Origin of the sequence: Pontibacter deserti (genome assembly GCF_023630255.1) — a bacterium.
GTDB classification, from domain to species: Bacteria; Bacteroidota; Bacteroidia; order Cytophagales; family Hymenobacteraceae; genus Pontibacter; species Pontibacter deserti.
Genome location: NZ_JALPRS010000002.1, coordinates 437234 through 452050, shown reverse-complemented (window position 1 = coordinate 452050; position 14817 = coordinate 437234). Strand labels below are relative to the sequence as shown.

Annotated in this window: 13 protein-coding genes; 7 read left to right on the top strand and 6 right to left on the bottom strand. The window is 44.3% G+C overall.

Annotation, left to right across the window (positions count from 1 at the left end; genetic code table 11):
* The first annotated feature begins 83 nt into the window (after window positions 1-83).
* Window positions 84-1001 (top strand): TIGR01777 family oxidoreductase, encoded by a 918-nt coding sequence (locus MJ612_RS14025; protein ID WP_187031160.1) that lies wholly within the window; start codon window positions 84-86, stop codon window positions 999-1001.
* Window positions 1002-1071: 70 nt separating this feature from the next.
* Here MJ612_RS14025 and MJ612_RS14020 read toward each other — a convergent pair whose 3' ends face one another.
* Complete coding sequence (locus MJ612_RS14020; RefSeq protein ID WP_187031162.1) at window positions 1072-3429, bottom strand: penicillin-binding protein 1A; 2358 nt, start codon at window positions 3427-3429, stop codon at window positions 1072-1074.
* Window positions 3430-3627: 198 nt separating this feature from the next.
* Between MJ612_RS14020 and MJ612_RS14015 the strand changes: the two genes are divergently transcribed.
* From MJ612_RS14015 to MJ612_RS14000, 4 genes are all read left to right on the top strand, one after another.
* On the top strand, window positions 3628-4122 hold the full coding sequence (locus MJ612_RS14015) for a hypothetical protein (RefSeq protein ID WP_187031164.1): 495 nt from the start codon (window positions 3628-3630) through the stop codon (window positions 4120-4122).
* Between the two features lie 43 nt (window positions 4123-4165).
* Window positions 4166-4948: a class I SAM-dependent methyltransferase gene (locus MJ612_RS14010; RefSeq protein ID WP_187031166.1), complete on the top strand. Its 783-nt coding sequence runs from the start codon at window positions 4166-4168 to the stop codon at window positions 4946-4948.
* 94 nt (window positions 4949-5042) lie between these two features.
* The gene (locus tag MJ612_RS14005) at window positions 5043-5915 is read left to right on the top strand and encodes a UbiA family prenyltransferase (protein WP_187031168.1); all 873 of its coding nucleotides are present in this window, start codon (window positions 5043-5045) and stop codon (window positions 5913-5915) included.
* Between the two features lie 80 nt (window positions 5916-5995).
* Window positions 5996-6469, top strand: a complete 474-nt coding sequence (locus MJ612_RS14000) for a hypothetical protein (protein WP_187031170.1) — start codon at window positions 5996-5998, stop codon at window positions 6467-6469.
* Window positions 6470-6574: 105 nt separating this feature from the next.
* Here the strand turns inward: MJ612_RS14000 and rho are convergent, their stop codons facing one another.
* On the bottom strand, window positions 6575-8398 hold the full coding sequence (gene rho / locus MJ612_RS13995) for a transcription termination factor Rho (RefSeq protein WP_187031172.1): 1824 nt from the start codon (window positions 8396-8398) through the stop codon (window positions 6575-6577).
* 284 nt (window positions 8399-8682) lie between these two features.
* Here rho and serS point away from each other — a divergent pair, with 284 nt between their 5' ends.
* Window positions 8683-9957 (top strand): serine--tRNA ligase, encoded by a 1275-nt coding sequence (gene serS / locus MJ612_RS13990; protein ID WP_187031174.1) that lies wholly within the window; start codon window positions 8683-8685, stop codon window positions 9955-9957.
* 263 nt (window positions 9958-10220) lie between these two features.
* Here the strand turns inward: serS and MJ612_RS13985 are convergent, their stop codons facing one another.
* A complete protein-coding gene (locus tag MJ612_RS13985; RefSeq protein WP_187031176.1) occupies window positions 10221-10628 on the bottom strand; it encodes a hypothetical protein in 408 nt (135 codons plus the stop codon).
* Window positions 10629-10763: 135 nt separating this feature from the next.
* Here MJ612_RS13985 and MJ612_RS13980 point away from each other — a divergent pair, with 135 nt between their 5' ends.
* Window positions 10764-11135, top strand: coding sequence for a hypothetical protein (locus MJ612_RS13980; protein ID WP_187031178.1), 372 nt, complete (start codon window positions 10764-10766; stop codon window positions 11133-11135).
* Window positions 11136-11167: 32 nt separating this feature from the next.
* On the opposite strand, the gene MJ612_RS13975 is transcribed toward MJ612_RS13980, so the two are convergent.
* The 3 genes from MJ612_RS13975 to polX form a co-directional block, all read right to left on the bottom strand.
* Window positions 11168-12154, bottom strand: a complete 987-nt coding sequence (locus MJ612_RS13975) for a glycosyltransferase family 9 protein (RefSeq protein ID WP_187031180.1) — start codon at window positions 12152-12154, stop codon at window positions 11168-11170.
* A gap of 27 nt (window positions 12155-12181) precedes the next feature.
* Window positions 12182-12814 (bottom strand): hypothetical protein, encoded by a 633-nt coding sequence (locus MJ612_RS13970; RefSeq protein WP_187031182.1) that lies wholly within the window; start codon window positions 12812-12814, stop codon window positions 12182-12184.
* A 180-nt stretch (window positions 12815-12994) separates the two neighbouring features.
* The gene (gene polX, locus MJ612_RS13965) at window positions 12995-14704 is read right to left on the bottom strand and encodes a DNA polymerase/3'-5' exonuclease PolX (RefSeq protein WP_187031184.1); all 1710 of its coding nucleotides are present in this window, start codon (window positions 14702-14704) and stop codon (window positions 12995-12997) included.
* Window positions 14705-14817: the final 113 nt, after the last annotated feature.

Sequence of the window (14817 nt, the reverse complement as noted above, 5' to 3'; positions counted from 1 at the left end):
TATTCACTAAGTTAGCACAACGAAAATATACGTTAATTACGTATAGGCTACCTTCTATATATAGCTATTTCTAATAACGACTTATGCCCGAAAAAATACTTATTACTGGTGGCTCCGGCTTGATTGGCACACGCCTTTCTGAGATGCTCATCGATCAGGGCTATGAAGTGGCGCACTTAAGCAGAAACTCAAGCAAATTCTCGAAGTATAAAACCTTCCGCTGGGATATCAAAGAAGGATACATTGATGATAATGCTATCACTTATGCTGACTATATCATTCATTTGGCAGGAGCTGGCGTAGCCGATGAAAAATGGACCGAAGAGCGCAAACGTGAGATACTGAAAAGCCGTGTTGATAGCGCCAACCTGTTGTACGCCTGCCTCCAGAAAACAGAGCATCATGTTAAAGGGCTTATCTCTGCATCTGCTATTGGTATTTATGGCGACACAGGCGACCACTTGGTGTCTGAAGAGAGTATTTTAGGAGATGATTTTCTGGCTGAAGTATGTAAAGCCTGGGAAGCATCTGCGTGGCAGGTAAAGAATGCCGGCCTCAGAACGGTGATACTGCGCTTAGGTATTGTACTGAGCGATAAAGGAGGTGCACTACCACAACTGGCCAGGCCGATAAAAATGATGGCTGGTGCTCCGCTGGGTACTGGCAATCAGTACATGTCCTGGATACATATTGACGATGCCTGTCGGCTTTTTATAAGAGCTGTAGAAGACTACCAGTTTGAAGGTGTTTATAATGCTGTGGCGCCGCATCCGGTTACCAATAAAGAGTTTACCAAAGAGTTGGCAGAAGTAATGCACAAGCCGCTTGTTTTGCCTAAGGTGCCGGAGTTTGCGCTGAACCTTGTATTGGGTCAGAAGAGCGAAGTTATACTTGCCAGCCAGCGCGTGAGTGCAAATAAAGTGATCCAGACGGGCTTTACCTTTGAGTACAATTACCTCGATGAAGCTCTTGACTCTTTTTACGACAAGGAATTAAAGTAATTTATACTTACATAAAACAGAAAAGCCGGCTATACTTGTAGCCGGCCTTTCTGTTTTATAAGTTTTATACTTACTGCGATGTATCACCAGTACCGGAATTCAGCTGCTCCAGTATATCGAATAGCTCCAGGTCAGCATCAAGCGCGGTAGAGTCTGGTTCTACTTTGCGCGGCAATACGGTGGTACAGCTATACTTCTTGTTGATCTTAACTGTAGGCCCCGGGAAGCGGCCCATGGTATAGCCTAAATCTTTATCCTGGTAGATCTTCTCCATGTATAAACCAAACACCGGGAGCGCTGTTTTAGAGCCTTCGCCATAACTGGATGTACGGAAGTGGATGCTTCGGTCCTCACCACCAACCCAGACACCTGTCACCAAGTCTTTGGTAACACCCATAAACCAGCCGTCAGAGTGGTTTGAGGTAGTTCCTGTTTTACCGCCAATTTCGTTTCCTCTCCAGAGGTCGTATTCCCAAAGCGCCTGCGATGTTCCGCCTGGCTCTTCGATACCGCCTTTCAGCATGTGCATCATCAGGAAGGCAGTTTCTTCGCTAAGCACCTTTTTCTGCTTCGGTACAAACTGGTGTATCAGGTTACCGTTGCGGTCTTCGATGCGGGTAATAAACATAGGCTTGGTATGGAAACCATTGTTCGGGAAGGTACTGTAAGCGCCTACCATCTCGTAAATCGATACATCACTTGGACCAAGACCAATAGAAGGCACAGATTCCAACGGACTAGTTATACCTAAACGGTGTGCATACTTTACTACCGTTTCCCAGCCAATTTTTTCAGTAAGCTGCGCGGTAACTGAGTTTACAGATTTACCCATCGCACGTCGTAAAGTCATTGGGGCACCGGTATATTGCCAGTCGGCATTCGTCGGCGACCAGTCTTTCTTCTGCCCTTTCTCTACGTAGTTTATAGTGATGCGCTGATCCACAATTTTATCGCACGGCGAATACCCATTATCGATAGCAGCTACATACACAAATGGTTTAAACGTGGAGCCAGGCTGACGACGCGCCTGTTTCACGTGGTCATACTTAAAGTATTTAAAGTTGATACCCCCTACCCAGGCTTTGATGTGGCCTGTAAACGGGTCCATCGTCATCATACCGCCATGCAGGAAACGCTTATAGTAAGCCAGCGAATCCAGCGGTGTCATGGTCACCTTCTTCTCCAGTGAATCATTTTCCCAGGTAAACACCATCATTTCGCGCGGCGTGTTCAGTTCACGGTTTATAGCGGCTACATCGTTGCCATACTTCTTTTTCAGGCGCTGGTAATAGTCGGTGCGTTTTATAGTTTCTTCTATAAAGCCCGGTATTTCATTGTTCTGCTCATCCACCCACGGGTTTTTACCCTGCCAGTGGCTGTTAAAGCGGCGCTGTAAGGTACGCATGTGCTTCTCCATGGCTTCCTCGGCATGTTTCTGCATCCGCGAATCTATAGTTGTATAGATCTTAAGTCCATCGCGGTACAGGTCGTAGCCGTTCTGCTTACACCATTCTTTCAGGTAATCGGCGACAGCACCCCTGAAATAAGTAGCCGGACCATCGTAGTGGTTTTCTACACTATAATCCAGCACAAGCGGAATCTTGCTTAATGAGTCGGCAGCAGCTTTTGAGATGTAGTTATACTTAGCCATCTGCTCCAGCACCGTGTTACGGCGGCGGGTGGCATTTTCTGGATTAAACTTAGGGCTATAGTATGTCGGGGCTTTTAACAACCCAACCAGCACAGCGGCCTGCTCTGTTTTCAGACTATCCGCCGAAACATTAAAGAATGTTTTGGAAGCTACCTTTATACCGAAGGAGTTACTACCAAAATCAACTGTGTTCAGGTACATAGCCAGAATCTCTTCTTTAGTGTAGCGCTGCTCCAGTTTTATAGCGGTAAGCCACTCCTTGGTTTTGGCAATTACTACATTAAGACCCGGAATGTGGCCCAATACACCTTTCGAGTCGTCGGTACGGGTTTTATACAGGTTTTTGGCAAGCTGCTGGGTAATGGTACTGGCACCACGGGCATCGCCGGTAAAGCTGCCATATGCCGCAGAAAGTATAGCTTGTGGGTCTATACCTGAGTGCTCGTAAAAGCGCACATCTTCAGTAGCGATCAAGGCCTTCAGCAGCATTGGCGACATTTTCTCGTACCCGATCGGGCTGCGGTTCTCCTTAAAGTACTTTCCTATCAGTTGCCCGTCAGAAGTATAAAGCTCAGAGGCCTGGTCGCTGCGTGGGTTCTCCAGCCTGTCGAGGCTTGGCGATGAACCGAACAGGAACAGCAGGTTAAACTCTACACTCAGCAGGTAAATAACCAGTACTCCAAAGCCTATAATAAAGCTTTTCCAGGTAAACCGGATAACACGGCCGTACACCGAAACTGGTTTTGATTCTTTGATTTCTTCTTGCTCTTTCAGCATTGTATGCAAACAGGGTACAGGCCCTAAAAATTCCAGATGGCATTTCTTTCGAAACTGGTGCAAATATACTTTAAGTGGATAACAAACCTGTTAAATAAAGACAAAACTTAGTAAAGTGACTTTTATACACTATTTAATAGCAAAGCACTGCCTATCTTTGCCTTAATTCTCTATTCCCGGAAACTATACTTTTAGAGTATGTCTATACAAGAGGCTTTAGCTAAAACAATTAACCTGCCGCTTACCAAAACTACCCGCTCTGAGGTGGTACAATATTTCCACTTCGGTAAAACACATTATACTACCCCGCAAGGCCTTATTCTGGATGTAGGTGCTGTTACACTTGCCATAAATTGCCCGTGGCAGTTGCTGTTACCTAATGGCGAAAGTATAAAGCACAACGAAGTTTTTATGCGCAGGCGTGAAGCTGGTATGCCTGTTATTAAATTTGACTGGAAAGTACCGGGTGCTAACCTCCGTGACCAGCGCCTGATGGAGCTTATAAATGCAGGCAGTCCGTTAACGCCACAACGTTTTGAGCCTACCGAGAACAACGGGTTTATACTTTACTTCGATTATGGCGTGCAGCTTATAGTTGCCCCTGATACTACAAAAGAGCAGGATGTTTACTGGCAGGTCTTCAGCAATACCGGCGATGGCTATAGTTTCAGCACTGGCTCAGACAATATCTAAAAACTAAATAGGCGGATGTGCAGTATGCGGAAGAAAAAAGCAGTTGAACATCCGCCTCCAACTTTTTGAACTGGAAGACCAGCATTGGTTTCCGCATGTGATCCGGCAAGGTATGCTGGATTTTTTGCGTTTTATGATAACCAAACTGGATGCTTACGAAGCCGCTATACCCCTGCTGCAGGAATTGCTTACCCGAACCAACCAACACCACATTACAGACCTTTGCTCCGGAGCCGGGGGCGGAATAGAAAGTATACAACAAGCTCTGAGCCAACAGATGGGCCAAACTATAACTGTTACCCTCTCCGATCTTTACCCCAACATTTCTGCTTACCAATACCTGCAACACCAATCCGGAGGAAGTATAAATTTTATACCTGCTCCAGTAGATGCCACTGCTGTACCTGAAAGTATAACCGGCGTACGTACAATCTTCTCATCGTTCCATCATTTTCCGCCAACTATAGCGCAACGCATTTTGCAGGATGCCACCGAAAAACGTGCAGCCATCGGCATATTTGAAGGAGCACGGAAAAGCTGGCTGGAGATGCTGTTGCTATGGTTAGTCTTCCCGGTAATTATACTTGCAGTTACTCCTTTTATCCGGCCGTTCAAGCTCAGCAGGTTATTCTTTACATACCTTTTTCCGCTTATACCTTTAGGCATTATCTGGGATGGCTCAGTATCCTTGCTGCGTATTTATACTCCTGAGCACCTGCAGCGTATCCTACAAAAGGTTAATGCCCCAAACTATACCTGGCACACCGGCCGAGCAGGTAATAAACCCGGCAAGCACGTTATCTACCTGATCGGATATCCGAATTAATTTTGAATAACTGAATTTTGAATGAGTAAATTAAAGTCACCTTACTAACTTATAATTCTTAACTGTTTACTGATAACTGCTTACTGTTAACTAAATGACTGCCTACCGCGATGCCATAACCCTAATGCGAATACCTTTTTCGGTGTACCTGATGCCGGTATTCTGGTTTGCGCTGAGCGTGTTGGAGCAGGTAAGTATAAGCCGGGCTATAGTTGTTTTCCTGATACTGCATTTGCTTGTATACCCGGCCAGCAACGGCTACAACTCTTATTACGACCGCGACGAAGGAAGTATAGGTGGTCTCAAAAATCCACCAAAAGTAAACAGGCAACTGATGCACCTGGTGCTGCTCTTTGACGTGACGGCTGTGCTGCTGGCCATACTTGTAGCGCCATTATTTGGTGCATTAGTGGCTTTATACCTGCTCATCTCCAAGGCTTACAGTTATGAAGGCATCCGGCTAAAAAAATACCCGATCATTAGTACCATTATAGTTACCTTTTTTCAGGGGGCATTCACATTTGCTATGGTACAGGTTGGCGTTGGACTGCAAGTGCAGGAAGTGCTGCAATTTCCGAATCTAGGGTTTGCTATAGTTAGTACATTATTTCTGTGTGGCTCCTACCCTCTTACACAAATCTATCAGCATGATGAAGACAGTCGTCGCGGGGATAGAACACTAAGTCTTATACTTGGCATTACCGGCACCTATGTTTTTGCGGCTATCAGTTTATTTATCGGAACAGCTGTATTGCTTTGGTTATACTTCACATCAAGGCAATATCAGAACATCATCATCTTTATAGTAGCGACAGCGCCAATTGTATACTTCTTTACCAGTTGGGTTATAAATGCATCTAAAAACAAAGCTGCCGTAAATTATGAGAATACTATGTGGATGAACAAGATTTCTTCTGTCTGTATCAGCCTGGCATTTGTTTGTATACTTATCTATAAATCTATGTAACGCGTGTGCAAGTATACTTTATGTTACAAGCCAAACTATATAATGCAGATGCGTATAACGACTAAAATTAGAAAGATTACGTGAAACTAGTTTACACAATATTGGCAGGGCTTGCCGGCACCGCCGTAATGAATTTGGTACTATACCTGCTCACCAGAGTAACAAACCGGGTAATGCAAGCACCACTAATACTGGGCACTATGCTACTCGGTAAAACACACCCTGACGGTGGCATTTCCAGGTCTGTTAGTGCAAAAGTAGTAGGTACAGTAGCTCACTACCTGGTAGGTATTTTATATGCAATCGGTTACCTGGCACTATGGGAATCCGGGGTTGGCACCGTAACCCTCTCCTGGAGCTTGCTTATGGGGTTTGCAAACGGTATTTTTGCCATGATCATCTGGTATTTCTTTTTTATGATACATCCGAAACCTCCTTTGGTTGAACTAAACAAATACCTGATCGCTCTGATCTTCGGACATATTATTTTTGGACTGGTATTAACGTACGTGTTTTACCAGCTCTCTCACCTGGAGTATTCTTTCTGGCAATGATTTATAGTTTAGGAGTTAGCGAAGAATCCTGATTCAGACAAAAACGAAACCGCCTGCTACACAAAGTATAGCAGGCGGTTTTTATAGTTGGTACTAAGTTTATACTTAGCCGTTCATCGAGATCAGGAATTCCTCGTTGCTCTTTGTTCCTACCATTCTGTCTTTCAGGAACTCCATCGCTTCTACAGAGTTCATATCTGACATAAACTTGCGCAGGATCCAGACGCGGTTCAGTTCGTCTCTGTCCATCAGCAGGTCTTCGCGACGTGTACCAGATGCAGGAACATCAATAGCCGGATAGATACGCTTGTTAGCCAGTTTACGATCCAGCTGAAGCTCCATGTTACCAGTACCTTTAAATTCTTCGAAGATAACTTCGTCCATTTTAGAACCGGTATCGATCAGGGCAGTAGCGATGATGGTAAGTGAACCACCATTCTCCACGTTACGGGCAGCACCAAAGAAGCGCTTCGGCTTGTGCAGCGCGTTTGCATCCACACCACCCGATAAGATCTTACCAGATGACGGAACAACGGTGTTATAAGCACGGGCCAGACGCGTAATAGAGTCCAGAAGTATAACCACATCGTGGCCGCACTCTACCATACGTTTCGCCTTATCCAGTACAATGCTTGATACCTTTACGTGGCGCTCTGCTGTTTCATCAAACGTTGATGCAATAACCTCAGCTTTTACGCTACGAGCCATATCTGTCACCTCTTCCGGACGTTCGTCAATCAGAAGGATCATCAGGTATACTTCCGGGTGATTTTCAGAAATAGCGTTGGCTATCTCTTTCAGTAACACGGTTTTACCTGTTTTTGGCTGAGCCACGATCATACCACGCTGGCCTTTACCGATTGGGGCAAATAGGTCAAGTATACGGGTAGAAAGCTGGCTTGGCTTGGTAGTTAGTTTAAGGCGCTCTTCAGGGAAAAGCGGCGTAAGGTGCTGGAACGGAATACGGTCACGAATTTCTTCGGTTGTACGGCCGTTTACAGAATCTACTTTAAGTAGTGCAAAATACTTTTCGCCTTCTTTCGGCGGACGGATCTGGCCTTTTACAGTATCACCCGTTTTCAGTCCAAATAATTTGATTTGCGACGGCGATACATAAATATCATCCGGAGATGCTAAGTAATTATAGTGCGTAGAACGCAGGAAACCATACCCATCCTGCATTAATTCCAGCACACCTTCGTTTAGGATAATACCGTCGAACTCTTTAAAGTTGCTGCTAGATGCATTAACCTGCTGCTGTTGCGGGTTGTTACGGCGTTGGTTATCGTAGCGGTTATCTGGTCTGTTTGTCTGCTGGTCGCTACGCTGCTCACGGTTGTCCTGGCGCGGTTCACGCTCCGGACGTTGCTCACGGTTATCGTTACGGTTTTCCTGACGTGGTTCGCGGTTATCGTTGCGCTCAAAGCGTTGTTCACGAACCTGAGCTTCAGCGCGCTCCGGTCTTGCTTCACGAGGCTGATTATCTACACGTTCCGGTCTTGGTTCACGGTTATCAATGCGCTGCTCGTTACCTTGTTCCCTGTTATCGCGACGTGGTTGCATACGCTCGCGGTGTTGCTGCGGACCATGATCTTTGGCAGGTGCTGCGGCAGGTCTTGGTGCGCGCTCAGGCTGGTTGGTACGAACTATAGGTCTTCTTTCTTCTAAGGCAGGTGCTTCAGATACTACAGGTATTTCAGCTACTTCAGTTGTAATTTCCGGGGTCGATTCGTTTACTGGGGCAGCAATGCTGGCAGCTGATTTGATCTTTTTTGGTAATTTTTCAGGAGGGGTGATGGCTTGTTGATCTAGGATCTTGTAGATGATGTCCTGTTTGCTCAGTTTTTTAAAGTTCTGAACGCCCAGATGCTCTGCAATTTCCTTGAGTTCTGAAAGAAGCCTATCTTTCAATTCTTCAATATTATACATAAATGTGGTATGGTGTTAATGTAATGCCGGAACCGTGTTGATACGCGAACGCAGCGAGAGTCTAAAATTATAAATCAGGAAACAGAATAGATAGCGTAGAAATAGTGAGGCTCAGGAAAGGGCCTTCTTAATAAATGCACTGCAATGTTATTGCAATAGCACCTAATTAACAAATATTACGCGTGATTTTATTGAAAATGTTTCAGAAAACAGTTAAAAGATTTCGGAATTGCCACGTACTACGCAAAAAAGTATATTTTTGCACCTATACACAACACTAAATTATGCTACAGCTATCCGTTTTAAGAGAGCAGACTGACCTGGTAGTGGCAGGCTTGACCAAGAAAAACTACAAAAATGCAGCCGAAGAAGTTGCCGCGTTGCTGGACTTAGATCAGCGCCGCAGACAAGTACAAAGCGAGCACGATGAGTTACAGGCCCGGTCAAACAGCATCTCTAAAGAGATCGGAATTCTGATGAAAAACGGCGAACGTGAGAAAGCCGAATCCTATAAAGCACAAACTACAGAGTTAAAACAGCAGGCTAAAACGCTTGCCGACCAGCTAGCTACCCTGGAAGATGAATTGCAGGCTGCTTTGTACAAGCTGCCTAACCTTCCGCACGAGAGTGTTCCTGTTGGTAGAACAGCAGAAGACAACGAAGTAGTTCTACAACATGGTGAAATTCCTGAACTGCATGCCGGCGCACAACCGCATTGGGAGCTAATCCAGAAGTATGACATTATTGATTTTGACCTGGGCAATAAAATAACCGGTGCTGGTTTCCCGGTTTATAAAAAGCAGGGCGCCCGTTTGCAGCGTGCGCTTATTAACTTCTTTTTAGACGAAGCCATAAAAGCTGGTTATGTAGAAGTACAGCCGCCTATATTGGTAAATGAAGCATCAGGCTACGGAACCGGCCAGCTACCGGATAAGGATGGCCAGATGTACCATGCCACCGAAGATAATTATTACCTGATACCAACTGCGGAGGTGCCAATTACAAACATTTACCGCGATGTAATTGTACCAGTTGAGCAGCTTCCTATTAAAAACGCAGGACATACACCGTGTTTCAGAAGAGAGGCTGGCTCGTGGGGCGCTGATGTACGCGGATTGAACCGTTTGCACCAGTTTGATAAGGTAGAAATTGTACAGATATCGCTGCCTGAGAAGTCTTACGACGTGCTGGAAGAAATGAGCAGCTACATTCAGAGCCTGTTGCAGAAACTAGAATTGCCATACCGTGTGCTGCGCCTTTGCGGTGGTGACATGAGCTTTACCTCTGCCCTTACTTATGATATGGAAGTATACTCTGCTGCACAGGGTCGCTGGCTGGAAGTAAGTTCTGCCTCCAACTTCGAAACATACCAAGCCAACCGTCTGAAACTGCGTTACAAAACAGAATCTGGTAAAACCCAGCTACTGCATACACTTAATGGTAGCGCTCTTGCCCTGCCACGTATAGTTGCTGCTATACTGGAGAACAACCAGACACCAGAAGGTATAAACATGCCAAAAGTACTACATTCATACTTAGGCTTTGAGAAGATTTCTTAAAATTTGGAGATTTGAAGATGTGGAGATTTCTCCGCTGAAGCACAAAAGCCGCTGATGATCTCAGCGGCTTTTGTTTTATAGGGGACTGAGACGCTCACTGGTCTGGAAGACGCTGTGAGGTCAGTGCTGCTCTTTCGGACTTCCTTATCCGAAAGTTCTCTGCTGGGGACATCCTTATCCCCGTATTACAAACAACACGGACGTGGACGTCCGCAGCAGATGAGTTTCGGACACAGATGTCCGAAACAGCACAAAAATCTAAATCAACCAAACTGCTCCTGGTACTGCTTGTAATAATTTTTGAGTTTATACTTCTTCAACTCCACATCTTTAGCAGTCTTTATACTTTCTTCAGTTATAGTTTGCTGTTGCAGCAGGTTCATCAGAAGATTGCCATTCTCAGTCAGACCTTCCTGCAAGGTCAGGGCTTCGTATTTCTGCAGGAATTCCGGATTAAGACCAATTTTATTCTTAGCTATAGTTACCACGTTAGCCGCTACAAGCTTTATCAGGGCTTCTTCCACTTCTTTTAGCTCAAAAACGGTTCCGTCTACAGCATCAGCCATTAATAGCACTTCCTGTAACAGTGCGCCACCTTCCCCGCTAGTGGCTAAAAGTATAGCTTCTAAAAATTGGGTATCGGTTTGCTGCCAGTTGTTCTTTTTAGACATATTAATTATATGAGTCTATAAAATTACAAACACTTTCTGTCTTATATATTTTTACTATTTTATATCTTAAAATTATATATTTATTAATACCTTCATCCCAACGTGCTATTTTAGTCATCCTTTAGGGTTTAATCTGTGAAATCGATAAACTTATTAATCTTCATTTTATCAGGCTTATTGCTTCTTAGCTGTAAGAAGAATGATGAGTCACCATTGATGATTAAAACTATAAATATTGCCTACGATAATGATGGGGCTATTGTAACAGGAGAAATACTGAATCCTGAAAAAGACCCTATTGTAGAATATGGATTTGTATGTCTCCCAAGAGCAAATGGTAACCGTAACGCAATAAAGTTTATTATTGTCGGTACTACTGCTAAACTAGGAACTTTTCAAGGAAGGCTTTCAAACGAATTATTAAATGGTAATTATTGGGCGGCCTCAGCATATTATAGAACCGAAAACAATATTATTTTTGGTAATGAAATTACAATACAAGAATAAAAGTAAGTATAAAAAATAAGGACGTTACCTTATTATACTTCTCTGTTCACAAAATCTACAATAGCTTTCTCGTCTATATCGCGCATGCATTTAAAGTGGCCAAGCGGGCACTCTGATCTTCCGAATTTAGTACACGGGCGGCATGGTAACTCTACTCCTGCTTCGTAGTGTTTGGTAACCTGGTAAGGCTGTACGCCCAGTAGTTCTGGCACGGTACTCCCCCAGATGGTAACCAGTTCTTTGTTAAAAGCTTCGGAAATGTGCGTTAGTCCGGTATCAAAACCAATTACTTTTGCAGCTTGTTTTACCACGTACACCGATTCGTTCATATTCAGTTTACCGCAGGCATTGTATACTTTCTCGCCGGCAACTTGCGCTATAATTGCACCGTTTTCTTCTACATCTTTTCCGCCCAGCAACACAACAGGCTTATCTAAGGACTGGCAAATGCTAACTACCTGCTCGTTTGGCATACGCTTGGTAAAATGCGTCGCACCAATAATAAAAGCTACATAGTCCTGCTGGTGCGTTTCCGGTAGAAGTATACTAAGATCATAGTCGCCGGGCAGGAAATAATCAACCGGTTTCTGGTCGTTTACTACGCCTAAGAACTTTACTGTTTCGAGGTAGCGGTCTACTAAATGCGTTGGCTTTACTGTATTCAGCTTAAACTTGAGAGCCAGTATTTTCCGGATGCGCTGCTTTTTGAACGTAGAGGATTTAACACCAAGTTTATACTTTACCAGCACCGAGCGCAGGCTGTTGTGCAGGTCAATCACATAATCAAACTTCTCTGCTTTTAGCTCCTGTATCGTATCGTTCAGGTGGTTCTGCAGCAGGTGCAGTTTATCAACATACGGGTTGTTTTCAAGTATAAACCTGAAACCGGGCTTGGTCAGGAAATGGATCTCCACGCCCGGCACCTGCTGCTTCAGGCAACGGACTACCGGTGTAGTATAAATTATATCCCCGATCGAACTGAACCGGATAATCAATATTTTAAGCTTCTCTTTTTGCAATGGAGATGTTTGGTTAAGTAATAATCGTTACTGACTATCACCATGATAAAACACTTCTTCTTTCATAAATCTTTCCAATGTCGGCAGATTATTACTTAAAGGCTTATGGTTCTTGTTAAACCACGCATTGATTTTCTGAACTTCTTTGTTCTCAGGTCCCTGATTAATCATATGCTGCACCAGAAAATATGCATCATCAGTTATACCATTTTCATATCGTAACTTAGCAAGTAGAAAAATAGCAGCAAGATTAGTTGAATCCATATTTACACTTCCTCTCAAAAGCATATCATATACTCCATCATATGCTCTGTATTTATTTTCTAAGAAGACTGCTAAAGCCATGTTAGAATATGACGTAGTATAATCAACTATAAACTCTCCTGCATAACCTAAATAAGGTTCATAGCCAGGGCCTTCGTTCATGTAAGGAGATACATCAATCTTAAACATGTCCGGATACAGCTTTTCTGCTTCCATATAGTTATTATCAAGAATATAGTTGACAAAAACTATAGCTGAATCCTTTTCAGTTTTTGGTGCTCCTGTTATAGTTTTATAGTTCTTAAAGTTGAACAGGTTTGGTTCTTTTTTCTGAGCATTACTGGTACAGCTAAAGCATATCATTAGCAGTGCGAACAGGGTGAGCTTGACTTTCATAAGAGGGTTTAGTTTTATAGTTATAGTTGTCTCTCCCTTCACACAAGATTCTTCCAGAATGACAGAAGCGAATTTAGTGTATAAACTTTGTCACCTCGAACTAAGTGAGAGATCTATCTGGAATTCTACTTAGATTTCTCGCTACACTCGAAATGACATCTTACTAATAACTAATAACTATCAACCACCAACTATACCCGCCTTCCGCTTGTTAAAATAAGCTTCCACTTCTTCTATCGGCTTGGCATTAAAGGTCATTTCTTTGGTAAGCCTGCCCTTTCGGCCAACTAATACGCCATATTTCATGTCGTCGTAGCCGCTGGTGTGGTGTGCGTCGGGGTTTATGCTTAGCATTACACCGCGTTCCAAGGCATATTGTACGTGGCGCCAGTCCAGGTCTAGGCGCCAGGGGTTAGCGTTTATTTCGATGATGACGTTGTTGGCAGCGCAGGCGTCTATCACCATTTTATGGTTTATCGGGTAACCTTCGCGGCGCAACAACAGCCTGCCGGTCGGGTGGCCAAGCATGGTAGTGTATGGGTTTTCTATAGCTGTGATCAGGCGTTGTGTGGCCTTTTTCTCATCCATGTTCAGCACACTGTGGATGCTGGCAACTATAAAATCGAAGGTTTTCAGGATGTCTTCCTCATAATCTAAGGAGCCATCAGTCAGAATATCCGATTCAATGCCTTTGAAAATTTTGAACGGAGCCAGTTTCTGGTTCAGCTCATCTATCTCTTTTTGCTGGCGCAGCACATCACCTTCGCGCAAACCACCTGCATACGATGCCGTTTTACTGTGATCCGAAATACCTAAATATTGGTAACCCATGTCGCGGCAAAAAGTGGCCATATGCTCTAAAGTATGAGCGCCATCAGAATAAGTGCTATGGTTATGAAGTATACCTTTCAGGTCGGAGAGTTCGAGCAGTTTAGGCAGTTTATTGTCCATGGCCAGTTGCAGCTCGTTGGTTCCTTCACGCAGTTCCGGAACTACGTAGGCCATACCTGCTGCATGGTACACATCCTCTTCGGTTTTGTGGTTCTCTTCGCGCAACACATTCAGCATAGTTTTACCGGCAGCAAAAACCTGAGTTAAGTGTGCTTCTAAAGCAGACCGTAACACCACTTCATTGGCAAAGCAGGCATCATCAACCAATCTTATTTCAACAGCCAGGCCATTTAAACTATAGTTGCCGCGCCAGATGCGTGGACCAGAGTTACGCACATCCTGTTCCAGCACATCAATCTTGCTAAGCTTTTCACAGGCATCTTTATACTTATCAGTAGCCACTACAAACTGCAGGCTTTCCACAATTTCCATGCGGCGGCGCACGTCCCCTACTACTTCTACTTTGGCATCTGGCAGGGCTTGTTTTATAGTTTGCAGCAGTTCTTCAGCGCTTGGTTCAGCTTCGGCATACAGTAGTTTGCCACGATTTTGCTGGGTAAAGAGCAGCGCCTGTTTTATGTTTTCCTGGGTTTTGGTGCCAAAGCCTTTCAGTTTGCTCAGTTTGTCTTGCTCGCAGGCATCCAGCAATTCTTCCACGGTTTCGGTGCCCAGTTCTTTCCAAATGGTGCGCACTTTTTTAGGACCGATGCCTTTAATGCGCAGCATCTCTACAACGCCCGGAGGTGTGGCAGCCAGCATTTGATCCAGTTCAGCAAAAGAACCTGTCTGGTTTATCTCAATTATTTTGGCGGCAATGCCTTTGCCCACACCCTGTATACTTTCCAACGTGGCCTGGCTCATGCCTGCCAGTGGTTCTTCAACTAATTCCAAAGTGGCGGCGCCATTCACGTAAGAGCGTATCTTAAACGGGTTCTCGTCGTGCAGCTCCATTAGCTCGGCAGCCAGCTTAAACAGTCGTATGATTTTTTTATTTTCCACGGCCTATATCGTATAGTTACAAAGATAGGAAAACCACTTGAACCATACTTTATATTAAGGTGCTTCTATATAAGTGCAGAAATCCCTATCTTGGCTTACAAAATATGCTGCAA